Here is a 24,127-nt window from a genome sequence, read left to right as displayed (position 1 = left end):
CGTGACACCGGCAGACACCCCAGCACCGTGACGTGACCGCGTTCCCGCGGCCGGCACGGCGCGGACGCCGCGCACGACGGCCTGACGGCAGGACGACGCCGTTCACGGCAACGCTCGGCTCGACCCGCCGGACAGACCCCAGCCCGCCTCCCCACCCCCCGGCGCCTCACACCCGAGAGACCCGCGGTTCCTCACACGGGCACAGCATCTTCACCCCAATTCGTACAACCTTCTACGACCTCGCGTGTCCACGCCTCCGACCTGCGAGAAAACACCCGCGAGCGCGGAGTGTGACGTGCGAGGATCAGTACGTGGCAGACGCGACGAACAAACGTTCGGACACGCTGACCGCCCTCGTGCAGCAGGCCCAGCAGGGAGACGAGGAGGCGTTCCGAGCGGTCTACCGACAGGTGAACCCGGACCTCCTCCGGTACGTCACCGTCATCGTCGGCAGCCAGGACGCCGAGGACGTCGTCGCCGAGACCTGGCTCCAACTCGCCCGTGACCTCCCCCGCTTCGACGGCGACGGCGCCGCCTTCCGCCGCTTCGCACTTACCGTCGCCCGCAACCGCGCCCGCGACCTCGCCCGCCGCCGCGGCCGACGCGCGACGGAACTCACCACGCAGAACCACCTCTTACCCGAACCCCGCTCCACGCAGAGCGGAGGCGCCTCTGACGTCGCCGAGATCGTCGGGACCAGACTCTCCACCCAGGACGCCCTCGCCATCATCCGGTCACTTCCCCGTTCACAAGCGGAAGCCGTCATACTGCGCGTGATCCTGGGGCTCGGCACGAAGGACGCGGCCTGCGTCCTCGGCAAGCGCCCCGGCGCCGTCGCCATGGCGCTGGCCCGCGGCCTGCGCACCCTGGCCCGCGCCTACGGAGACGGAAACGACGAGGGAGGTGCCCGGCATGACGAGCCACGATGACGCCCGCCGCCCCACGGGGCCGGGAGACGACCCCGGGCGAGCGAGCCGTCCCCCCTCCCTCCCCGAGATCCTCGACGCCGCCGCCGCGCCCCCGGCCGCGGAAGAACTCCACGGCGAGGAGGCGGCGGTGGCCGCCTTCCGCGCCGCCCGCGACACGGCGAGCGCATCTCCGGCCGCGGGCTCGCAACCGAGCCCGCCCCGGGGCTGGCGCCGCCGGGGCTCCGGGCCCTGGCGGCGCGGCACCGTCCTCGGGCTGGCCGGAGCCGCCCTCCTGGCCGGCGGCGTCACCACAACCGCCGTCAGCGGCGGCCTCCCCTTCGCCCCGTCGACCCCGGCCACCCCGGAGAGCGGCGCCCCCGCCCCCAAGTCACCCGCCGCCACCAGCGGGCCCGCCGCTCCAGGGGACTCCGACGCCGACGGTTCCCCACCCGGCTCACACCCGGCCGAGGGCGACCGCACGGCACCGGGTCGTACGCGGCCTCCCGAGCCCGCGCCCAGCCGCACCGACGAAGCCCGCCTCGCCGGGCTCTGCCACTCCTACCTCCAGCTCCCGGAACACCGCCGCGCGCAAGCGCTCACCACGCCCGGGTTCCAGCCCCTCGTCACCGCCGCCGGCGGGCCCGGCGCGGTCGAGGGCTACTGCCACGGCCAACCGCCCGCCGCCCCCGTCCCGCCCGGCTCCCCGCTCCCGTCCCGCGCCCGCACCCCGGACCCGGCCCCGGGTGACGCCGCGGGCACGCCATCGGCTTCCGCGCCCCCCGGGGACGCCGAGCGCGCGACCGACGCCCGGCAAGGCGGGCCGGGTACGCCGTCAGAGCCGGACGACGCGAGGCGGGGCGACTCGGAGCGGGATCGTGGCCAAGGGCGCCCCTGAGCAGGCGTCAAACACCCTGTGACCCGCCACACACCCGAGCAGAGTGAAGTTTTCCAGCGCCTCGACGCTTCGTAGGGCGTGCGGCCATTCATCCGGCCGCACGCACTTACCAAGACGTACGAAGGGGCGGGATTTTGAGTCCGCGGAACACGCGTAGACGCACCATGGCGAACTTCAAGCGGCGGACCTGGCTGGCGCTGGGGGCGATGGTGCTGGGGGGCACCGGAATCGCCGTCGCCGCGACGGCCGCCGCACCGGACGGCGACAGTGACACGATCACTCCGACCGCCCTGCACACGATGAAGGCCGAGACCCGGGACGACGGCTCAGCCGTCATCCCCCAGGGCGGCACCGAGCCGTTCAGCCTGCTGGGCATGACCTGGTCGGACTCCACGGAACCGCTCACCGGCACCGTCGAGGTGCGCGTCAGGGACGCGGAATCCGGCGCCTGGTCCGACTGGACGCCCCTCGGGGTGGAGAACACGCCCGGCGAGACCGGCGGCCGGGGCGCGACCGAGCCCCTGTGGGTCGGCCCGTCCGACGGGGTGGAGGCCCGCGTCACCCCCGCCGACGGCGGCGAGAGCGAGCCCCTCCCCGAGGACCTCCGCCTCGACCTGATCGACCCGGGCACGGGCCCCGACAAGGGCAAGGCCAACGGCAAGGACAAGGAGAAGTCCAACAACGGCAAGGGCAACGGCAAGGACGAGAACACGACGTCCCCCTCCCCGGAGCCGACCGAGGAACCCACGGAGGCCCCCACCGCCGCACCGGACCCGGAGCCCACCGAAACCACCCCGGCCCCCGAACCGGAGCCGACCACCCCCACCGAGGAGCCCGCGACCGCACCGGACCCGGAGCCCACCGAAACCACCCCGGCCCCCGAACCGGAGCCCACGCCCCCCACCGAGGACCCGGAACCCACGGAGGAGCCCACCTCCCCCGAGCCGGATCCCGAACCGGAGCCGGACCCTGAGCCGACCGACGAACCGTCCTCCCCCGAGCCGACGGAGACCAGCGAGCCCACCGAGGAGCCCACGGCCCCCGCGGAGCCGACGGATGAGCCCACGGCACCGGACACCACGGCGCCGACCACCGACCCGGCCCCCGACCCGGAGTCGACCGAGGAGCCGGAACCAGGCGTGACGACCCCGGCCGTCACGACCCGAGCCGAGTGGGGCGCCGAGGAGGAGAAGGTCGAGGAGGCGCCCGAGTACCTCGACCGCCTCGACGCCGTCTTCGTGCACCACACCGCCACCGGCAACGACTACACCTGTGCCGAGTCCGACGCCCTCGTCCGCTCGATCTTCGCCTACCACGTCGACTCCCTCGGCTGGAACGACATCGGCTACAACTTCCTCGTCGACAAGTGCGGAACGGTCTACGAAGGCCGCGGCGGCGGCATGGACAAGCCCGTCCGGGCCGCCCACGTCTACGGCTTCAACGGCTACTCCACCGGCATCGCGGTCCTCGGCGACTACAACGCGACGACGACCGACGCCGCCGTCCACCAAGCCGTGGCCCACGTCTCCGCCTGGAAGCTCGGCCACTTCGACGTCGACCCGACGGCCCAGGTCACCCTCAACGCCGCCGGCAACACCGGCATCTACGAGACGGGCGAGGAAGCCACCCTGCACACCATCTCCGGCCACCGGGACGGCTACGCCACCGAGTGCCCGGGCGAGAACCTCTACAACGCCCTTCCGGAGATCCGCCGCATAGCCGGCACCTTCACCACGCAGTAACCGCACCACCCGTGGCCGGGGCCTCCCACCGGAGGCCCCGGCCACCGCCACTCCCCACACCTGGAGCGACAGAAGGGCACGACCCATGCCGCCGGAAACCATGACCCCGCGCCCCGCCGCCGCCGACATCCCGGCCCACGTGGCCGCGTTCGTCACCGACCTCACCGTGCGCACCAAGCTGCCGCTGAACTACTCCATCTCGAGCCTCAAGCTCGTCGACCGCGTCGTCGACGGCATGCGCACCGGCACCGCGCACCGCGAGCAGGTCACGGGCACGCTCTTCTCCCTCGGCGCCTACGCCGGCGAGGTCCTGGTCCGCCAGTTCAACGCCCAGTGGGTGGACCTCGCCCCCGAGCACCGCGCCCTCTTCGGCCAGCCCGTCGGCATCCGCATGCCCGACACCCGCCTGTGGAACCCCGTCGGCAAGGTCTTCAACCGCTTCGACTCCGGCCCCCCGGAGTCCCTCCACACCCTCTACCTGACCCTCCACGGCCGCACCCGCCTCGACCCGTAGCCCGCGCGGTGGGCGGGGCCGGTCGGGCCCCGCCCACTTACGCAACCGACCTCCAACCACCCCGCACCAGCTCCAGCCAATTCCCTCACTCGGCCAACATCAAGCAGTTGGCAACAACACCGCAACAAACAAACCTCGAGAGTCGGGAGAACCCTCCCTGAACCGCCGAGCTACGTCTCCCTCTCTCATCTCATCATGAGTCTTCATGAAGCTCGAAAATGTCTGCACCGTACCGAGCGTGGAAGTCTTGCTCTCGAATGCCACGAACTCGGACTCCTGAGCATCAGATCCCGCTCGGAACTCGAATTCCCACCCCTGAGCTCGGAGCCTCGTAGCCTCTCGACTCAGCACATCTTCTGGTCGGCCATCACCGTAGTCGAGCACGAGATAGTCAATACGATACTCCGGCCCACCAGCGGGATTCGCGAGTCGCACTTCTGCCCGAATTTCCGCCTCTCCGACAAATCTGACCAAGGTGTGAACCTCCACCGTCGCTGACTCGAACCGCATCAACGCAATCAACCCACCGAAAAGCGACAACGGGAGCAGCAAGACCACTACGATCCGTTTCACTGTCGATCAACGCAACTTTCCGAAGCTCAGCGAAGAGTGGCCCAGGACTGCGTTCGGTTCGGCCTCTTGGGCCCGCGCTCCGGATCCGCGGGAGAAAACCACCGGGAAGAGCTGGGCTACGTGGACTCTACGCACCCGTCGGAAAGTGACAGATTGTGCGCGGTTCATCAATGCCCGCTTGCTGGCATGGGCGTTCCCGGAGGGTGCGTGAGGAGGTGTAGATATGTTGGCCGAGGATAAATGCGACCGTTCACATGCCATCGCAGAGCGATGGACCTATAGGCGAGAGCAGCGTCAACAACCTCTTCGGCACTGAGCTCAGGATTGGCATAGTAAATAAGATCGGTGACATGAGGATGCACAACACTGTCCATCAATTTTTGCACAAGCGCGTCATGTTCTTGTTCGGACCCCTGGCCCGCCATGATGCGCTCCACCAGCCCAATGAGTTCTTGTCTAGACATAATATTCCCTCCACACGGTTCAGTACGCTCCTGCCCCGAAACCGAAAGACTCAGAATTCCAGTTCTTACGCACAACATCAAGCGGCCCGACCCACATGCGACACGGGGACACAGGTGGCAAAGGCATCTGCAAGAACCCGTGTTGAGGGAAACAGCGCGACCGATGCGTCAGCTGCCACTCTCCGGTGCTGCTGTGGTTGGCGACGGCATCAGGACTCACTCTGCGCACTCTTTCGAGGCACGGTGTCTGTCCACCTTGTCGGTGAGGGCGCAGGCTGTGATCGCGGTGATCAGGGATGCGGCTGTGGCCTGGAGGAGCACGGTCTCGTAGTACGAGGTGCCGGGGCCGAGCCGTGCGACGGCGTAAGCCACCGTCACGGCCGCTACCGCCGCGCAGCCGAGCCTGCTCAGCAAGGCGAGCGGGCTTCGGGGCTGACCCGCGCAAGACAAGATGAGAAGCATTCACTTGAAGTGACTACGTACATCACCACTCCTGGATCGTCAGGCGAATCCCTACCATCAAGGGGCCTCCCATAGTGAGGTTTTCTCAGCGAAATGATCTACGCGAAGCGGGCTGATCGGTGCAGGCCCAGTGGACCGGGGCCGGGCGGCCCCAGCTCTGGATAGGCGTGAAGCCCCTGGTAGGACAGGTCTCACCACAAGATCATGTCCGTAACCGCCAGAGGCTTCACGTTGGTCACCTATGTTGCCACGCTTGACGTCCCGCGCCATGTCGTGGAGTACCTGTCCCGTCTGCTGGCCGCGCACAGACGACGGCTTGGCACCCCGCGTGGAAGGCGCGCGCTCGGCCCGTTCCGCCAGGCCGTGCTGGTGCTGCGCTGGTTCCGCGAGCGTGGATGTGTCCACTGCCTCGCCCGGGATGCCGGTGTCTCCCAGGCCACCGGCTACCGGTACCTGCACGAAGGCGTCGATGTCCTCGCAGGCCAGGCCCCGGACCTGCACGAGGTCCTGGAACGGTGTCGACGGGAGGGCATGACACACGTGATCCTCGACGGCACGCTCATCGAGACGGACCGCCTCGCCGGCGTCCGGGACAATGGCAACGACCTGTGGTTCAGCAAGAAGAACAAGGCGTTCGGCGGAAATGTGCAGTTCCTGGCCGCGCCTGATGGCGCCCCGCTGTGGGTCTCCGACGCCGAGCCCGGTTCCACCCCCGACATCACCGCCGCCCGCATTCACGCCTTGCCCGCGTTGTACCAGGCGGCAGCCGACGGCCTGCTCACGCTGGCCGACAAGGGCTACATCGGCGCCGGGATCGGGGTCCTCGTTCCGGTCCGGCGCCCGAAGGGACGATCCGAACAGGCCCTGGACGCCGACACGCGCACTACGAACAACCTGATCACAGGCGTGCGAGCTCTCGGGGAACGGGCCATGGCCGAACTCAAGCAGCGTTGGCGCACTCTCCAGCGCATCACCCTCAGTCCCAGCCGGATCGGCGACATCACCCGCGCCGCTCTCGTCCTCAACGGAATCTGGAAATGATCACCGCTGAGAAAACGTCAGTGACCGCGCCGGACACTCCACTGACCTAGCCGCCGGTCACCGACCCGGTCACGGTCACTCCACAGGTCACCGTCCCGGTCACCGCGACATCGCCGCACGGCCCGACGGCCCGGACACGACGCTGGTCATCTCCCACTGGCAGTACGCCGGAACCGGCCTCCTGCCCGAACTCGAACACCTCGCCGACCTCCTGGCCGCAAAACGGCAGACCCGACCCGAGCAACCGACCCGAACCCGACGCTCGAAGCGCTCCGGCGACCGCGCCGGTCACCCGGTCGGTCACTCCACCGATCGGCTGACCAGTGCCGTCCGGCCTGAGGCCGTCGCGTGACCGCCGGCACGGAACTGCTGACAGTTCCCCAGGTCATGGCCCGCCTCCAGCTCGGCCGCTCCGCCGTCTACGACCTGCTCCGCACCCGACAACTCGCCTCCATCACCCTCGGCCGCGCCCGCCGCATCCCCGCCCACGCGCTGGCCGACTTCATCCACACCCGCCTCGAACAGGAAGCCGCCGCCTGATGACCACACCCCGCGACACCCCCGCCTCCCGCCGCGTCCGCGCCAACGGCGACGGCACCGTCTACCAGCGCAAGGACAGCCGCTGGGAGGCCGCCGGATACGTCCTCGCCCCCGGCAACACCCGCAAGCGCGTCCGCGTCTACGGCACCACCCGCAAGGAGGCCCTGGCCAAACTCACCGAGAAGATCGCCAACAGCAATCGCGGCCTCCCCGTGCCCTCCGCGCAGGGCAGCGTGGCCGCGTACCTGACGTACTGGCTGGAGAACGTCGCCGTCCACCACCTACGCGAGAACACCCACACCCGCTACACCGCCTGCGTCAACCGGTACCTCATCCCCGGCCTCGGCAAGAAGAAGCTCACCAAGCTCACCGCCAAGGACATCCGCACCTGGCTCAACCAGCTCCGCACCACCTGCCAGTGCTGCACCCGCCGCCTCGACGCCCGGCGCGACCAGCCCCGCTGCTGCGCAATCGGCCAGTGCTGCTCCAAGCTGCTCTCTCCGCTGACGTTGAACTACATCCATTCCGTGCTCAAATCCGCCCTGGAGCACGCCGTCCGCGAAGAAGAGATCCCACGCAACGTCGCCCGCAACGTCCGCACCGGCACCCCAAGGCCCCGACGCTTCGAACCCCTCACCGCCGACGAAGCCCGCCAGCTCCTCACCACAGCCCAAGGCCACCGGCTGCACGCCCTGTTCGAACTCGCCCTCCACACCGGACTCCGCAAAGGCGAACTCCTCGGCCTGCACTGGGAAGACCTCAACCTCGACGCAGGCACCGCCGCCATCCGCCGCACACTCCAACGCACCAATGCCGGCGGTCTCACCACGCTGCCCACCAAGACGCGAGCCTCCGAGCGCCGCATCGCCGTCCCCGCCCGCTGCGTCCAGTCGCTGAAGCTCCACCGTGAGCAGCAACAGCGCGAGCGGGAGGCCGCGGGCGCCGCGTGGCAGCACAGCGGGCACGTGTTCACCACTGCGCAGGGCGGTGCGATCGACCCGACCAACCTCACCCGCACCTTCCTCACGCTCCTCCGCAAGGCTGGCCTCCGCCGCATCCGCTTTCACGACCTCCGCCACTCCACCGCCACCCTGCTCCTGGAACAGGGCGTCGAACTCGTCGTGATCAAGGAACTCCTCGGCCACGCCCACATCGGCGTCACCGCCACCGTCTACGCCCACGTCCGACTCCGCCTCCAACGCGAAGCCATGACCGCCCTCGGCAACGCTCTCGACCGCCCCTGACCCACGCACGGCAACGGCGGCGAACACTCCTGGTGTTCGCCGCCGTTGCCGTCAACTACTGCCGCCAAGGCAGGACGTAATGCCCCATACAGGGCATGAAGCGGCCCTGCCTATTCGCCTGAGCGAAGAGGCAGGCCACCCCTGTGGAGGATCAGGCGATTGACTCGCCCGCCACTCCGCTAAAACCAACGAGACCGTTCCTCTTCGCCATGTCGAGAATCTCTGGGAGATAGTCGAGCTGGCGAACCGAAAGGGTCAGGAGGACGTATTTGGCTGCATCGTCAGGCTCCTCCTCCAGGTCAAACTGGGACGGCTCCAGAACGTCGGCCACGTCCGGCCACCTAGCCAGCAGTTCTTCCCGAAACCGCAATACGTCAGGACTTGCCGCGAGGTCACTGGTGTCGCCTTCAGCGAGGGCGCCAAAGACTTCCTCGGGGTCCCCGATGCAACGCTTCCAGAAGCCGAAGTCGCTACTCACTGGCCATCCTCTCAGGTTAGGGGTTGCAGATTGGACACTCTGTGCCGCGACGGACTACCGAGGTTTCAAACCCGTACGTCTTCGCTAGCCATTCGTCCTTCCTTCGCTGACCCCTCGTGTAGTTCGATTTATTCACCTTCACCTCATAAAGGCGAAGGTTGCCGTTTGGTTGCCTGATCGCGATATCCACTTGCCGCTTGCCGTAGGGGGTCCAGAGTTCGAGTCCGTTCCCGTAGCTCTCGCTGTAGATATCGGACTTCTTGTAGAACTTCTCGAACGTCGCCGTCATTTCATCAACACCGGCGGCACCCCGAGCCTTGTCGTGCTTCCGAACACCACAGTTGCTGTTGTGAACGAGGACCGGAGTCTCGCCCGCCAGCACATAGTACGTGTGGAGGTCGTCTACGGTGGGCGCCGTTGTACGTGTCGCGGGAGGTGAAGCGGTTGAGGCCGGGGTTGTAGTCGCGGAAGCCCATGTCGTAGGTGCCGGAGGCGGCGTCCCAGCGCTTGGCGTTGAAGCGGTAGGTGTTGTAGGCGTCCGTGGTGGGGTTGGCGGGGTCGGGTTTGTCGATGCCGGTGAACTCGGAGGCGTCTTCGCTGCCGTAGGCGGTGTAGCCGTAGGTGGCTTTGGTGTCGCCGGACTCGGTGGTGACGGTCTCGACGTCGCCGCGGGGGTTGTAGCCGTAGGCGGCGAGTTCCTGGGTGCCGGTGGTGGCGTCGTGCTTGAGCTGGGAGAGGCGCTGGCCCCAGGGGCTGTACTGGTAGGACTTGGTGACCTCGCCGGCGACTGCTTCGCTGAGCACCTCGCTCGACGTGCCGAGGTAGTTGAAGTCGGTGGTTTTGCCGTCGGTGGTCTTGGAGGCGGTGCGGTCGAGGGGGTCGTAGGTGTAGGCCGTCGTGGTCGTGGAGCCGGTTTCGTCGAGCTTGGTGTGCTTGATGACGTGGTCGAAGCCGTCGTAGGTGTTGCGTTCGATGACCTGGCCGGCGCTGGTGACGGATGCGAGGCGGCCGAAGGGGTCGTAGGTGTAGGCGGCGGTGCTGCCGTCGGTGGCGGCGGAGAGCAGGCGGTTGCGGTCGTAGGTGTAGGTGGTGGTTGTGCCGCCGACGGTCTGGCTGATGACGTTGGCGTTGGCGTCGTGGACGTAGGTTTCGGTGCCTGCGCCGTTGCCGGTCTTGGTGACCTCGGCGATGCGGTCGGCCGGGTCGTAGGCGTAGTCCGTGGTGGAGTTCAGGTACGCCGAGGTGTCGTCGGCGTTCATCTTCTTCGCGACGTCCTGCGTCTTGTTGCCGTTGGGGCCGTAGGTCAGGGCGTGGGAGGAGACGAGGGTGCCGTTGGACTTGGTCTCGGTCTGCGTCTTGACGGCGCCGTCGAGGTAGTAGGTGAAGTCGACGGTGTTGCCGTTGGCCTTGGTCTCACGGAGCTTCTGGCCGCGGGGTGTGTAGGTGAAGCTGGTCGTCTTCGGGTCGGCGTCGGTGGGGGTGTCGCCGACCTTGACCGTCCTGACCAGGTCCCGGAGGTCGTAGGTGTAGACCGAGTGCTGGTCGGGGTGGGCCTGGGTCTCCGGCAGGCCGTTCGCGTCGTAGGTGTAGGTCGTGGACGCCTGCGAGACACCGCCCGCGAACTCCTCGACCCGCTCGACCTGGTTCAGACCGGTGTACGTGACGCGGTACGTGTCGACGTCCGCGCTGGAGGAACCGTCGGCCAGCTCGGTCAGGTTGCCGTTGACGTCGTAGGTGTAGGTGAAGTCCTTCTGCTCTGTGTCCGTCTCGGAGCTGGTGTCGCGGACGAGCTTGACGCCGTCGGCCAGGACGGTCCCGGTGTCGGATTCGCCGAGTTCCAGCTTCGCCTCGTTGCCCTGGTCGAAGGTGAAGGTGCCGAGGGGGACCCAGGTGCCCGCGCCGGTTGACTGGTCGACGGTCACCTCGGTCGTGCCGTCCGCGTGCGTCACCGTGAAGGGCGCGGCGGTGGCTGCTCTGTTGACGGAGGGGTACCGGACGTAGGCCGTGTAGGTGCCGTCGGCCGGGATGTTGAGCGTCCAGGTGAAGGTGTCGGTACCAGTGCCGGCGGGGTGGGCGGCGTGGTCGTAGCCCTGTTGGCCGTCCGCGTCTCCCGTGGTCCAGGTACCCGTCGACGTCGTGTGCTGGGTGTCGGAGTTGTCGGCGAGGACGACGTGGTTGCCGACGGGGACGCCGTCGTCCGTGCGGGACTTGAGCTTGCCGTCCGGGTAGTAGCCCCAGCCCATCGTGCGGGACGACGAGCCGCCTGCCGAGGTGATCGTGCGGGCGGTCTGCTTGCCCAGCTCGTTGTAGTCGTAGGTGGTGACGATGTCCCACGGGTCCGTGGAGGACTTGATCAGGCCGTGGTCGAAGTAGGAGTAGGTGGTGTCGTTGCGGACGGACTGGCCCTCGGACGGGGGCAGTGAGGTCCTGGACACGCGTCCGGCCGCGTCGTACGTCGTGATCGTCTTGACCAGCGTGTTGTAGCGGGTGTCGGCCGGGTCGTAGGGCTGGATCCGCTCCTTGGGACGGTTCAGCTCGTCGTAGACCGTCTCGTGCACGAAGGCCGTCTCCGAGCCGGCCGCCACCGCGCGCGGTGTGATCACCTTGGTGCGGTTGCCCGCCTCGTCGTAGCGGAACCGGGTCGTCCGGTAGGTGACGTTGCCGGAACCGTCCTTGGAATGCGGGGTCTTGACCTCGCTCTGCAGGCCGCGCTCGTCGTACGTGACCAGGGTCGTGTTGCCCTCGGCGTCCGTGGTCGAGGTGACGAGGGAGTCCTTGTCGTACGTTCGGGAGGTGGTGTTCCCGGCGGCGTCGGTGACCGAGACGACGCGGTGGTTGAGGTCGTAGGCCGTCTTCGTCGTGTAGTCGTCCGGGTCGGCGGTCGTGTTCTTCTTCGGGTCGACGACCTTCACGACGTTGCCCACGTCGTCGTAGCCGTAGCTGACACGATGGCCCTCGGCGTTCGTGACCGAGGTGAGCTGGTAGATCGCGTCGTAGGCGTTGGTCGTGGTGAAGTCGCCCGCCTCCGTCGTCAGGTTGCCCCTGGGTTCGACAGTGGTGAGCAGGTTGCCGACCTTGTCGTACGTGTAGGACGTCTCGCGGACGTCGGACGTCGAGGTGTCCTGGGGTGCGGTGGCCGCGGTGATCTGGTCGGCCGGGTCGTAGACGGCGGTGGAGACGGCGCCGTTGGGTGCCGTGGCCTTGGTGACGTTGTCGTTGGCGTCGTAGACCGGGGCCGGGGTGGTGATGAGGTCACCGGACTCCTGGTCCTTCGGCACGGTGGTGGCCAGGGGTCGGCCGAAGGTGTCGTAGGTCTGTGTGGTGCTGACGCCGAGGGCGTCCGTCACCTTCACGACCTGCCCACGGGCGTCGTACGCGTACGTCGTGTCGTGAGACAGGGCGTCGGTGATGGTGGCCGGGTAGCCGGTGGGGCCGAAGTCGCTGTACGACGTCGGGTTGCCGCGCGGGTCGGTGGCGGTGGTGAGCTGGCCGTGGGCGTCGTAGGCGTAGGTGGTGGTGTAGTCGTCGGCCTCGGTGGTGGCGACGCCCTTGGGGTCGGTGACGGAGGTCAGGTTTCCGTAGGTGTCGTAGCCGAACTGCCAGGTGCGGCCCTCGGGCGAGGTCTTGCGCCACAGGTCGGCGACGTGGCCGTTCATCGCCGTCTGGTACGCGAAGGTCTGGGGCTCGGTGCCGTTCTGGTTGGCCTCGGCGTCCTTCTGCTCCAGCGGGTAGCCGGTCTTGGGGCCGTAGGCGTAGGTCGTGACGGCGCCGTTGTTCTCCTCCAGGCGGGTCACGTTGTTGTCGGCGTCCCAGCTGAGCTTCGTCGTCTGCGACGTGGCGTTGGTGATCTGGGTGGGACGGCCGTAGCCGTCCTGGGTGTAGTCGCTGGCGTTGCCCTCGGCGTCGGTGACCTCGGTCTGGATGACCGAGCCCGCGGTGCCGTCGGGGTCGGTGTAGGTGAAGCCGGTGTCGTGGCCGAGGCGGTCGGTGATGGTCTGGAGGGCCCAGTGGTACTTCGGGTCGTCGCCCTCGCTCGGGGCGTAGTAGTCGAAGGCCGTGTCGTTGCCGCGCGGGTCGGTGACGCCGACGAGCTTGACGTTCTTGTTGCCCTGGGTGGCGTCGTAGGTGAAGCGGAAGGTCTTGGGCTGCTCGCTGCCCGCGCCGTCCGTCAGCTCGCCCAGCAGGCCCTTTTCCGTGTAGACGAAGGTGACCTCGCGGCCGGAGATGTCGGTGATCGACGCGATGTGGTCGGTGATCTTGGGGTTGCTGAGCTTGCTGCCGGTCTGCTTCTGCCCGGTCGCGTCGATGTACGGGTACGACTCGCCCTTGGTGTAGTAGTCGACGGTGAGCGACTGCCGCCCGGCCGGGTCGGTGATGTAGCGCAGGAACTTCTTCGGCTTGTTGTTGGACCTGCGTTCCTCGTAGATGTACGTCTGCGTGTTGCCGTTCCGGTCGACGATCGCGCTGACGTAGCCCTCGCAGTCGTAGAAGAACCGGGTGCGATCCGGGCGCGTCATGGACCAGGCGCGCGGGTCACCGTCGGCCGACGGCTTGCAGTCCACGCCGGGCTTTCGCTCCAGCAGGTAGTGCACGCCCGCCGGGGCCTTCCAGGCGCCGTCCTCCTGCTTCTCGAAGACGTGGGACGTACCGTCGCCGTCCGGCAGGGTCACCGTCGTCGGGTTGGGGTTCGGGTGGAAGTCCAGTGCGGCGCCCGAGCGCAGGGGCGCGGCGAGCTGGGCCGACCAGCCGTGGCCGAGGACGGTGTCGGAGGTGTCGAGGGAGTTGTAGGAGAAGCGGGCGAAGGTGGTGAGGCCGCGGCCGGGGTTGCTGAACGCGTTGTACGACCACACGCTGTTACCCGCGTACAGGTTGTTCATCACCGTGGAGCCGACGCCGGTGTTCTTGCCCGCGTAGGAGTAGAACTTCTCCAGACCGAGCTGGTTGGACGTCGGGTCCTCGGCGGCGACGTCCTGCGCGAGGCCCGCGATGCCGGCCGTGTCGGACAGCCAGGTGCCCGCCGTCTTGTCGTACACGTCCCAGGTGAGGACGTAGTCGGTGCGCTTGTTGCCGCTGTCGGAGTTGATCGGCGTCTTGACCTGGGCGCTGACGGTGACGGACTCGCCGGGTACGAGGTCCTCGGGCAGTGCCGTCTGGAGCTGGTTGCCGCCGGTGGTCGCGTCGGTGCCGTCGGGGAGCCGCCAGGTGTAGGAGAGCACGCGGTCGGCGGCCGTCCACACCGAGGTGGTGGTGTTGGTGAGCGTGACGTCGACGGTGTGGGTGTCGCCCGGGATCATCCGCGACGGCGTCTGCGGGGCGTGGTAGGTGGACGCGGTGGTGGCGTCCACGTAGGTGATCTTGAGGTGGGGGCGCAGGGCCTCGTCCTCGGCCTCGGAGGAGAGGAAGATCGTCCGCTCCTGGGGGCCGGTGGCGGACTCGTCGGCGAGTTTGAAGAGCACGCCCTTGTTGCTCGCCGGGTCCTCGACCCACTGCTGGACGAGTGAGGTGGCTCCCCACCAGTGCCGGGTCGGGTCGTCGGTGCGGTCCGGCACGGTGTCGGCGACGGCGGTGTCGAAGTCGCCGCCGGGGCTGGCCCACGCGGCGCCGGCCGCGGACTCGTTCCAGGTGGCCTCCGCCTCCGTGAAGTCACGGTTCAGCGCGTGGAGTTCGTAGACCGCGCCGCTGCTGTCCGTGGTGGTCTGGGTGCCCCACATCCGCACCCGGGCGTCGAGGATGCGGGCGGTGGTGGGCAGCCCGAGCTGGTCGAAAGTCAGGACGCTGCGCGTCGTGCCGTAGGTGCCGGAGTTGTTGCCGACGCTCAGCCAGTGCTGGCCGATGCCGTAGGACGGGACGGCGTCCAGGTTGGTGTCCGGCTGGGCGGAGGACAGCGTGGTGTCGCGCTGGTCCGCGCGGACGAACCTCGTGGTGCTGCCCGCCTTGGGAAGGCCGACGAGGCGCACGGGAGAGCCGATGATCCGCCCGTCCCGGGTCTTCACGGCGACCTGGTAGTAGTACGACCGTCCGGTCTGGGACGCCGAGTCCGCGGGCGTCGGCGTGGCGGTGGTGTCGGTGAACGCCGTCGTGCCCGCGTCGACGGGGGCCACCAGCGTCGCCGCCGAGGGGATGAAGCCCTGGAAGACGCTGCGGTGCACCTGGTACTCGACGATGTCGTCGTCCGTCGAGGCGCTCGGGTCCTCGTACGCCGACCAGGACAGCTCGGGCCCGGTGCCGTGGATCGTCGTCGGCGGTTCCAGCTCGACGCCCGGCCGCCCGTAGGTGACCGTCAGCGTCGGGTAGGTCGCCGTCTCGCCGCCGTACCCGAACTCGGCGGCCTCGTAGCGCGGGCCGCCCCGGCCGAGGGTGGACTCGTCGGCGGCCTTGAGCACGAAGCCGTGGTTCGCGTACTCGCCGTCGAGCCAGCTCTGCACGGTGTCGGTGACGGAGAACCGGTGCCAGGTGTTGTAGACGCCGACGGGCTTGGTGACGGTGGCGGGCTTGGTGACGGTGGCGGGCTTGGTGAAGCGGACGGCGTCGGCGATGACGGCCGTCGACGTCGAGGCGGGGTCGTCGCCCAGGACGACCTTGCCCGTCGTGCCCGCCTGGAACGGGTGCGTGCCGAGCGTGGTCCACTCGCCCTCGGTGCCCGCCGACTGGTCCACGGTGTGGGTCTGGCTGCCGCCGTCGTAGGAGACGGTGTACGGCGCGTCGGTGGCGCGGTCGAACGCCGGGACGTGGTGCGCCTCCACGCGGTAGTCGCCGTCCTCCGGCAGGACGGGCTGCCAGGTGTACGCGTCACCGGCGATGTCGTCCTTGTTGTACCGGTAGTCCTCGCCCACCGCGTGCTGCGTGTAGGTGGTGTTGCCGGAGGCCGGCCAGGAGCCCTGCGCCGCCGTGGTACCGGCGTCCCCGTCGTCCACGGTGACGCTGGTGCCGGACAACTCACCGGTCAGGTCCTTGGCGTTGTCCCAGGTCGCCGTCTTGTGGTCCCACGGCCCGGTGGCCCGGTGCGCGTCGATGTCCACCTCGAAGCCGTTGGTCGTGTGCGACTGGTCGTAGTAGACACCGAGCTGCGCCGAGTCGATGCGCGTCCCGGCCGGGATCTCGTCCAGCGGGAACCTGAGGAGCGAGCGGGCTACTCCCGTGTCCGTCGTGCCCACGGACAGCCGCCAGTTGCCGAAGTCCTGACCGGCCACACCGTTGAAGTTGGTGGTCGGGTAGTCGGAGAGGATCATCACGTCCTGGGACCCGGACGGCGTCGGTGACACGATGATCGTGGGGTCGACGACGACCGGGTAGCGCCGCTCGTCGGCCGCCAGCCACTCCGCGTCCGGGGTGACGGTGAGCCGCCAACCCTCGCCGTCCCGGGTGAGCTTCTGCTCGACGTCCGTGCTGTACGCCTTGCCGTAGGGCGAGGAGGAGTCCTTCCGGGCGTCGGTCATGAACGCCGGCGGGATCGTCATGACCGGCTCGCGCGAGGCGTCCTGGTAGAGGGCGATCGAGCCGTCCCGGTGCGCCTTCGGCGTCAGCCCCTCGGTGTCCAGCCGGAAGACGAACGAGGCCGACCCCTCGGGCGGGGGCGCGGCGAGGACGATCTCCTCCTTCACCTCCCCGATGCCGACCTCGTAGCGCAGCTCGGCGCCGTCGAGGGCTTCGGGGTAGGTGACCCGGTCGCCCGACACCTTCGGCTTGAGCTTCTTCGGGCCGTCGACGAAGGACAGCGTGGCGGTGTGCTCCCGGTCCGCCTCGACGTGCAGCAGCGGTCCGTCACCGGTGCCGAAGTAAGTGCGGGCGGTGTTGGTGACGTTGGCGTGGCCGTAGCCCTCGCGCTCGCTGGGCCGGACCGTGGTGTAGATGGGCTTCCACCGCTCGCCGTCCCGGTACACCGTCGGCGTCGCGGAGATCTCGGCCTGGACCCGGCCGTCGGAGAGTTGCCAGTAGCGCGCCGTCGGCGTACGCCTCTCCTTGAGCTCCTTGACCCGCTCGGGCTTCTTCGCTTGCCGCCCCTTGGCCAACTTGTCGCGGCTGGGCAGCGTCTCGGCCTCGCTGCTCGGGAGCTCGGGCCGCTTGTCCTCGTCGTCGTCCCCGCTGAACCAGCCCGCCACGGTGTCGACGAACCCGCCGTCGTCGCCGTCCCCCTCGGACGCCGGGGCCGCGTAGGCGAGCTGCGGCAACAGCGTGCTGAGCACCGCCGTCATTGCCAGGCACGATATGAATCTGGCCGAGCGCGCCTTCATGACGAATTCCCCTCCCACGTCTCCGCCGGGCGACCCGCGGAAAACGGCATGCCGAATAGGCCACGCCGGAAATGCCCCGGCGCAGCGGAACCGCTGTGCCACGTGTAACGCGCAGTGTTCTACCCACGTCGTTCTGTCCACGTCAACCACCGAGACGATGTGACATATCAGCGGATCTAAGCACCCCAACTGGACAGCTGACAGGGCGATTTGTACCTACGTGTGCGTGGAGGCGTGCGCTAGTGTAAAAGAGGTCGGTTCACCTCGGAGAGAAATCAGTCCCGCGAATTGCCGGAGCGTGAGAACCCATGTCCCAGAAGGCGGAAACGACGACGCCGGAATCGACACCTCCGGAAACAGCCTCCGCGTTTCGGCCACGTCGCCGGACGTGGCTGATGTCCGTGGGCGTGGCGGCACTGCTGGCCGTGGCCGGTGGCGCGGTCTGGCTGCTGGACGCCGACGAGGACGAGGCCCCCGAGCCGCCCGCCACGGTGGCGGTCATCTACACGGTGACGGGCGAGGGCCCCGCGGACATCAGCTACCACGCCGGTGACGGCGGCGCGGCGAAGACCGCCGCGGCGACCGAGCTGCCGTGGACGGCCGAGGTCGAGGTGACCCCCGACGGGGGCCCGGCGACGGTGACGGTCGTCCTCGGCGAGGAGGGCGGGGAGGCGCAGTGCACGGTGGCGGTGCGCGGTGAGCACCGGCAGCGCTCCACGGCGTTCGGCACCTTCGGGCGGGCCACCTGCTCGGCGGAGGTGGCCCGGTAGCCGGAGCTGGCTCAGTAGTAGCCGGTGCCGCCGTCGAGGAACTCGCAGACGGCGTCCAGGTGGCCGGCGTGCCGGGCCGTCTCCTCGATCATGTGGAACAGCATCCAGCGCAGGGAGGCCGCGGAGACCTCGAAGTCGGGGTGGCGGCCGGTCTCGTCCAGGCGGTGGGCGGCGATGACCTCGTCGGAGGTCACGCACTGCCGCTCGTACTCCTTGAGCAGTCGGTCGAGCGGGACGCCCGAGACGCGCAGTTCGCCGTCCTCGACGCGGCCTCGAAACGCGGGCCGGTCGCGGGGCGGCCGGACGGTCAGGTCGGGCGGACAAGTTCGTCGGCGAGGAGGTCCATGAGCAGGCCGTCGTGCCAGGTGCCGTCGAGGCCGCGCTCATACTGCCGCATGATGCCGACGGGCCGGAAGCCGACCTTCTGGTAGCAGCGAATGGCGACGGCGTTGTGGGCGGCGGGGTCGATGACGATGCGGTGAAAGCCGTGGTCGTCGATGAGGTGGGCGGCCACGGTCCGCACGGCGTCGGTGCCGAGGCCCCGGCCGTGGACGCCCGGTTCGAGGAAGATGTCGATGCCCGCGTGCCGGTAGTCGGGTTCCGTCTCGGCGTACCACTGTACGAGGCCGACGACGCGCTCCTCGTACTCGACGGCCAGGGCGGTGATCTCGTCGTCCTCGAGCTCTTCCCTGACCTCCGACTCCAGGTCCGCGGAGCCGCGCCAGTGCACGAGCACCTCGGGGGTGGCACGGATGGCCGCGAGAGCCGGGACATCCTCGGCAGTGGCGGTGCGGAGGGTGACGACGGAACCGTGCAACAGGGTCATACCGGGCGAGAGTACCGAACAAGCCTCCGTGACCGGAGGCGTGTTGTGGGGGAAGGCGCTCCGACGAGCAGTCCAGGCGATCAAGACCGTGCGGCGCTGGCCGAGTGTTGCCGGGGTAGGCGAATCGGTTCCAGGGTGTCGTTGAACGGGCCATGGGGTGGGTTCCAACGGCAACCTGTCGGAGTTGGCCGACGGTTCCTCCAGCGCGGACGTCGACACGTACCGCGTCACGTACACCGGTCTGAACCAGGTCGAGCGGGTCGAGGAGTTCGCGGGCGGTGTCTCGCAGGCGTCCACGACCTACACCTACGACGCGAACGGCCTGCCGGAGACCCAGGCCCACCCCGACCAGCACTCGGTCTACACCTACGACCTCCGGGACCTGGTCAGGACGGTCAAGGTCGGCGACACCCCCACCGACGCCGACCCGAAGACGACCAGCTTCACCTACACACCCCGCGGCCAGAAGCTCCGTGAGACCAAGGCCAACGGCAACACCGTCGACTTCACCTACTACCTCGACGGCGCCGTCAAGACGCAGACCGAGACCAAGTCCAACGGCACCCTCGTCTCCTCCCACGCCCTGACCTACGGCCCCAACGGCAACAAGACGCAGGACGTCGCGAAGAAGATGAACGCCGACGACACCTCGGCGTACCTGAACTCCACCACGGACTACGCCTACGACCCGGCCGACCGCATCGCCGAGGTCACCAAGACCGGCAACGGCGCAGGCACCGAAACCTACGTCCACGACGCCAACGCCAACGTCATCAGCCAGACCGTCGGCGGCACAACCACCACCTACACCTACGACCGCAACCGCCTGCTCTCCGCCGCCACCGACGGCAGCACCGCCGCCTACACCTACGACCCCTTCGGCCGCCTCGCATCCGTCACCAGCGCCGGCCAGGTCATCGAACGCAACACCTACGACGGCTTCGACCACGTCATCAAGCACACCAAGCTCGACGAAACCGGCTCCACGACCACGACGGCCTACACCTACGACCCCCTCGACCGCACCGCCTCCAAGACCACCGACGGCAAAACCACCGACTTCAACTACCTCGGCACGTCGAGCGAGGTGCTCAGCGAAGCAGTCGCCGGCGAGGTCACCAAGTCCTACCAGTACAGCCCCTGGGGCCAGCGCCTCTCCCAGCTCAAGCACGACGCCACCACCGGCACCCAGGAACTCGCCGCCTACGGCTACAACCCCCGCGGCGACGTCGAGACCGTCACCACCGAGTCCGGCGACACCAAAGCCACCTACGGCTACACCGCCTACGGCAGCGAAGACGCCTCCGAGTTCACCGGCATCGACAAACCCGACCCCGCCAACCCCACCACGGACGCCTACAACACCTACCGCTTCAACGCCAAGCGCTGGGACGCCGCCTCCGGCACCTACGACATGGGCTTCCGCGACTACAACCCCGGCCTCAACCGCTTCACCTCCCGCGACATGTACAACGGCGCCCTCGCCGACCTCAACCTCACCACCGACCCCATGACCGGCAACCGCTACGCCTATACCGCCGGCAACCCGGTCAATCGCATCGAAATCGACGGGCACTGTAGCCGCAAGTACGGGGGCGGGGATTGCTCTGACCCTGACGAGGCCGACTCGGGAGGTGATGGCTGGGAATTTTTGGCCGGGATTGGCCGAGGAATCCCCTCTGCGATCGAAGGCGTTGCCATGCTGGCCGGGTGCTGGTGCTCCGGTCTCACGGATGGATATGACGACGCTGTCGCTTCACTCGGTATCGATACAGAATCCCAGTCGTACGAAAACGGTGCGTTCACTGGGGATCTGCTAACTGGCGGAAGAGGCTCGATCAAAAAAGGTGTGGAGCACTTCGCCGGATGGCTCAAGAGGCTAGCCAAGAAGGACAAGGCTCCGGATAAGTCACCGATCGACTGCACCAAGTGCTTCCTTGCTGGCACCGATGTCCTCATGGCTGACGGGACATCGAAGGACATCGAAGACATCGAAGTTGGCGATAAGGTAAAGGCCACGGACCCAGAGACTGGCGAAACGGGTGCACGGGTAGTTACCCACCTCATCGTCACTGAGTACGACAAGCACTTCAACGAGCTCTCGATCGCGACTGAGGAAGGGGTCGTAAACCTCACCGCCACCTACGAGCACCCATTCTGGTCCCCGTCTGAAGACCGATGGGTCGATGCGGTCGACCTCGCTCCCGGCATGACGTTGCTCACCGACGAAGGTGACACGGTAATCGTCACGGGCAACCGTGCCTACACCGAGCACGCCAAGACCTACAACTTCACCGTAGACGACCTCCACACGTACTATGTGCTGGCGGGCAACACGCCGGTCCTGGTTCACAATTCAAACTGCCAATTCTGGTCGCGGACCGACTACAACGGTCAGCGAATTTATCAGCGGGATGATCTGGTGAATCCGAGCTTTGTTTCACCTGCGGACAAGTACGGTCGAAGCAATCTCAAGAGAATGAAGCAGGGCCTCGCCCCGATGGGCCCGGACGGCAAGCCGATGAACCTCCATCACATGCTCCAGACGCAGGACGGGCCGATCGCCGAGGTGACACACTCGATGCACTTCGGGAACTACAATCAGCTGCACTGGAAGGCGGGCACCAAGATCCCCAGTGGAATCGATCGAGATGCCTTCAACGCCTGGAAATCCCAGTATTGGAAGGACCGAGCGGCAGGATTGGGTGGATGATGAACGCTGTCGCGGCGAGTGAGCGACTGATCGAGCTGGTTCGCGGGAACGATGACATCGCGAACCACGCTGACGGCTGTGACGCAGGGACGATGGCGGCCGCCGAGAGTGATCTGGGTGTGGCCTTCCCTCCCTCGTACCGCCGTCTGATCGAAGAGTTCGGAACCTGGGATATCACTGGTGAAGAATTTCTTGGCGTATATCAGACGCTCGCGATGGGGCAGAAACTATTGGGCTCCGTAGCGGAAACCCTGGATGCTCGCAGTCAGTACGGAATGCCATCCGATCTGATTGTTGTGATGTTTGACGGAATGGGTGGACTGGTTGTCCTCGATTCTTCTCAAGTGAATCAGGAAGGCGAGTATCCCGTCCTCGTTTGGAACCCCGGAGTTGTGGACCGCGAGAGCATGGAGAGGCTCGGGGATGATTTCGGGTCCTTCGCGTTCGCGCTGTGCCAGCGTGCTGTAACGCGCTGGCGAGAGTCCGACTGAAGCTGAAAATCAGGAGAAAATCGAGAAGCCTCGCCAGGTGTTCCTGGCGAGGCTTCTGCGGTTCTTGACGGCAACGCTGACGGCAACGTCAGCGGACGACGGCTGCGGCGGGTGGGTCTTCGGGTTCGTCGTCGTCCTGGTCGAGGGCGTGGCTGAGGGTGTCGATGGCTTGGCGCTGGAGGCGGAGTCGGACGTGGGCGTAGACGCCGGCGGTGACGCCGATGTGGGCGTGGCCGAGGAGTTCCTTGATCACGACGAGGTCGACGCCCTGTTCCAGGAGCAGGGTCGCAGTCGAGTGCCGGAGATCGTGAAAGCGGATGCGGCGGAGCCCTGCCCGGCTGAGGAGTCGGCTGAAGTGGCGTGTGAGGTTGGCGGGATCGAGAGGGCTGCCGGAGGGCGTGGCGAACACGAGGCCGTTGTCCGCCCAGCCTGATCCCGCAGCCTGACGTTCGTCATGCTGCCTTTCCCGGTGGATCTTGAGGGAGCTGATGCATTCGGTGGGCAGGGCGATGCGGCGCTCGGGGGCGCGGGTCTTGGTGTGCAGGACGGTGAGCCTCGATTCGTCAGCGGTGATCGCTGCTTGTTGAGGTGATCGGTTCACCCCGGTTTGTTCCCGAGGGTGCCGGGTGGGGCCTTCGCGTGTCGCTGCGGCTGCGCCGGGTTCCACGGTCCCGGGGTGCTGCGTTCTCCGTTCTGGTCTTCGTCGGGGCGGAGGCCGGCTCGTCAGATGACGGCAGGGAGGTTGCTGATCCGGGTCCATGCGGTGGTGAACGCGCTGGCCCAGGGCCAGTGGTCTCGATGCGGAGCCATCGGCGGCGGGCGTGGCGGCTGAGGCGGGCGGGCAGGTGGTAGAGGCGAAAGCGCATGGTGGCTGGTTCGGCGTCGGCGAGTTCGTCGCAGTCGTGCAGGGTCAGCAGCCGTAGCCACGCGTCGAGATCGGCCGCGAGGTTGCAGGTGAGCATCCACGCTTCGTTGACCTGCCAGGACTTCGACGGCAGGTTGTGCAGGCCCATCGCCTTGTTCGCGCGCACCTGGTCCTCGACGACGGCGTGGTGGCGGTGCAGGACGTCCAGCCACTGGATCTGGTGGCTGCCGCGGATGCGGGTCATCTTGGCGATGTTCGTCGCGACGATCGAGTGCTTCCACCCGGTCTTCTTCTCGAACGCGGTGAGGTCCTTGATCTGCCGGGCGGAGGGTTTGACCCGGCGGACGATCAGCCGCATGCCCTTGATCCAGCCGTCGCGGGTGTTCAGCCCGGTCAGCTCGGCGACGAAGTAGCCCTCCTGGACGCTGCCGTCCTGGTTGATGGAGGTCTGCCAGGCACGTTCGGGCAGGCGGGCGATGGCCTTCTCGTCCTCATCCGTGATCTTCCAGCCGGTGGTGAAGCGGACCGTGCGCCGCCGGGTGTTCAGATCCCGTAGACGCTCGTGCAGGTCATGGGTGGCCCCGGCGCCGTCGACGCGGACGAGGTTCTTCGCGGTGGAGGCGCCGGGGATCTGGGCCAGCGCGTCGGCGAGCACCTTGAGGTGGTCGGCCACCGTGTTCGCACCGGCGCTGCCGGTGCGCAGCCACATCGCCAGGCACTCACCGGTGTTCGCGCACCACGCCGCGAGGGGGTGGAACCCGTACGTCTTCTTCCAGGTCGCGCGGGCGCCTTCCTTCTTCGACGCAGCGGTGATGATCGTGGCGTCCAGGTCGATCACCACCCAGCGGTGCAGCCGCTTCCCGGCGATGGTCAGCCACGGGAACCCGCCTGGCCGCAGGCTCAGCAGCGTCCACACATGGCGGCGCACCCGCGCCCGCACGTGTGCGATCTTGGCCAGCAGCTCGCAGTCCATCGCGGCGAGGGTCCGGCGCATCGTGGAGTCCGATACTGCCGGCCCGAACAGGCCCTGGTGATGATCCTGGAGCCGCTCGGCATCGGAGAAATTCACCGCCCCCAGTGCGATCGCCACGGCGAGTTGCACCACCACGGCCGCTCGATCCCGCCAGCCGGTTCCGGTACCGGCGGGCAGCACGCCCGCGAGCGCCGCTGTCAGCCCCGTACCGTCGGCGAGCCTGCGAAGCAGCACCGCCCCGGCATGGCCGATCAATCCCTTGCCGTCGGCCACCACGGACAGCCGCCGGTCCCACCCTGTAAACTCGCTCACCAGATTGGTGCCCTGACCCTCGCAGCGGATACGACGTCGACACTCGCATCCTTGCAGGCCAGCGGCACCTTTCTGCTACCGGGCC

General features: G+C 67.8%; 16 protein-coding genes and 2 pseudogenes. 10 read left to right on the top strand and 8 right to left on the bottom strand.

Annotated features, from left to right (window positions below; translation table 11 throughout):
* The first annotated feature begins 311 nt into the window (after positions 1-311).
* The 4 genes from O7609_RS16315 (at position 312) to O7609_RS16300 (ending at position 4,059) form a co-directional block, all read left to right on the top strand.
* The gene (locus O7609_RS16315) at positions 312-929 is read left to right on the top strand and encodes an RNA polymerase sigma factor (protein ID WP_269736235.1); all 618 of its coding nucleotides are present in this window, start codon (positions 312-314) and stop codon (positions 927-929) included.
* Positions 913-1,803, top strand: coding sequence for a hypothetical protein (locus O7609_RS16310; RefSeq protein WP_269736236.1), 891 nt, complete (start codon positions 913-915; stop codon positions 1,801-1,803). Before O7609_RS16315 ends, O7609_RS16310 begins: the two co-directional genes overlap by 17 nt.
* Before the next feature lie 164 nt (positions 1,804-1,967).
* Positions 1,968-3,545, top strand: coding sequence for a peptidoglycan recognition protein family protein (locus O7609_RS16305; RefSeq protein ID WP_269743786.1), 1,578 nt, complete (start codon positions 1,968-1,970; stop codon positions 3,543-3,545).
* 85 nt (positions 3,546-3,630) lie between these two features.
* Positions 3,631-4,059, top strand: coding sequence for a hypothetical protein (locus O7609_RS16300; RefSeq protein ID WP_269743785.1), 429 nt, complete (start codon positions 3,631-3,633; stop codon positions 4,057-4,059).
* A 740-nt stretch (positions 4,060-4,799) separates the two neighbouring features.
* Here O7609_RS16300 and O7609_RS16295 read toward each other — a convergent pair.
* Entirely contained in the window at positions 4,800-5,096 is a 297-nt protein-coding gene (locus tag O7609_RS16295; protein WP_269743784.1) for a bacteriocin immunity protein, read from the bottom strand.
* A gap of 216 nt (positions 5,097-5,312) precedes the next feature.
* Positions 5,313-5,474, bottom strand: coding sequence for a hypothetical protein (locus O7609_RS16290; RefSeq protein ID WP_269743783.1), 162 nt, complete (start codon positions 5,472-5,474; stop codon positions 5,313-5,315).
* A gap of 315 nt (positions 5,475-5,789) precedes the next feature.
* On the opposite strand from O7609_RS16290, the gene O7609_RS16285 reads away from it, so the two are divergent.
* The 3 genes from O7609_RS16285 (at position 5,790) to O7609_RS16275 (ending at position 8,383) form a co-directional block, all read left to right on the top strand.
* The gene (locus O7609_RS16285; RefSeq protein ID WP_269744366.1) at positions 5,790-6,599 is read left to right on the top strand and encodes a transposase family protein; all 810 of its coding nucleotides are present in this window, start codon (positions 5,790-5,792) and stop codon (positions 6,597-6,599) included.
* Between the two features lie 348 nt (positions 6,600-6,947).
* Positions 6,948-7,139 carry a helix-turn-helix domain-containing protein gene (locus tag O7609_RS16280; RefSeq protein ID WP_269736241.1) on the top strand — a complete coding sequence of 64 codons (192 nt, stop codon included), beginning with the start codon at positions 6,948-6,950 and terminating at the stop codon, positions 7,137-7,139.
* A complete protein-coding gene (locus tag O7609_RS16275; protein WP_269743782.1) occupies positions 7,139-8,383 on the top strand; it encodes a tyrosine-type recombinase/integrase in 1,245 nt (414 codons plus the stop codon). Before O7609_RS16280 ends, O7609_RS16275 begins: the two co-directional genes overlap by 1 nt.
* A gap of 151 nt (positions 8,384-8,534) precedes the next feature.
* Here the strand turns inward: O7609_RS16275 and O7609_RS16270 are convergent, their stop codons facing one another.
* Both O7609_RS16270 and O7609_RS16265 read right to left on the bottom strand, forming a co-directional pair.
* Positions 8,535-8,861: a hypothetical protein gene (locus O7609_RS16270; protein WP_269743781.1), complete on the bottom strand. Its 327-nt coding sequence runs from the start codon at positions 8,859-8,861 to the stop codon at positions 8,535-8,537.
* A 293-nt stretch (positions 8,862-9,154) separates the two neighbouring features.
* On the bottom strand, positions 9,155-17,053 hold the full coding sequence (locus tag O7609_RS16265; RefSeq protein WP_269743780.1) for a golvesin C-terminal-like domain-containing protein: 7,899 nt from the start codon (positions 17,051-17,053) through the stop codon (positions 9,155-9,157).
* Positions 17,054-17,487: 434 nt separating this feature from the next.
* On the opposite strand from O7609_RS16265, the gene O7609_RS16260 reads away from it, so the two are divergent.
* Entirely contained in the window at positions 17,488-17,862 is a 375-nt protein-coding gene (locus tag O7609_RS16260; protein WP_269736246.1) for a hypothetical protein, read from the top strand.
* A gap of 11 nt (positions 17,863-17,873) precedes the next feature.
* On the opposite strand, the gene O7609_RS16255 is transcribed toward O7609_RS16260, so the two are convergent.
* Together O7609_RS16255 and O7609_RS16250 are read right to left on the bottom strand one after the other, a co-directional pair.
* On the bottom strand, positions 17,874-18,083 hold the full coding sequence (locus O7609_RS16255) for a mycothiol transferase (RefSeq protein WP_443072257.1): 210 nt from the start codon (positions 18,081-18,083) through the stop codon (positions 17,874-17,876).
* A gap of 86 nt (positions 18,084-18,169) precedes the next feature.
* Complete coding sequence (locus tag O7609_RS16250) at positions 18,170-18,688, bottom strand: GNAT family N-acetyltransferase (protein ID WP_269736248.1); 519 nt, start codon at positions 18,686-18,688, stop codon at positions 18,170-18,172.
* Positions 18,689-18,854: 166 nt separating this feature from the next.
* Between O7609_RS16250 and O7609_RS16245 the strand changes: the two are divergent.
* Together O7609_RS16245 and O7609_RS16240 are read left to right on the top strand one after the other, a co-directional pair.
* Positions 18,855-21,401, top strand: a pseudogene (locus O7609_RS16245) (HNH/ENDO VII family nuclease); the annotation flags it as partial.
* A complete protein-coding gene (locus tag O7609_RS16240) occupies positions 21,398-21,892 on the top strand; it encodes an SMI1/KNR4 family protein (RefSeq protein ID WP_269736249.1) in 495 nt (164 codons plus the stop codon). The pseudogene O7609_RS16245 and the gene O7609_RS16240, both read left to right, overlap by 4 nt.
* A gap of 88 nt (positions 21,893-21,980) precedes the next feature.
* On the opposite strand, the pseudogene O7609_RS16235 reads toward O7609_RS16240, so the two are convergent.
* Together O7609_RS16235 and O7609_RS16230 are read right to left on the bottom strand one after the other, a co-directional pair.
* Positions 21,981-22,445, bottom strand: a pseudogene (locus O7609_RS16235) (tyrosine-type recombinase/integrase); the annotation flags it as partial.
* A gap of 10 nt (positions 22,446-22,455) precedes the next feature.
* Positions 22,456-24,042 (bottom strand): IS1380 family transposase, encoded by a 1,587-nt coding sequence (locus O7609_RS16230; protein ID WP_269736250.1) that lies wholly within the window; start codon positions 24,040-24,042, stop codon positions 22,456-22,458.
* Between the last annotated feature and the right edge of the window lie 85 nt (positions 24,043-24,127).

It is taken from the genome of Streptomyces sp. WMMC1477, from assembly GCF_027460245.1.
GTDB lineage: Bacteria > Actinomycetota > Actinomycetes > Streptomycetales > Streptomycetaceae > Streptomyces.
The sequence above is the reverse complement of the archived record's forward strand: the minus strand, read 5'-3'. Positions and strand labels throughout refer to the sequence as shown.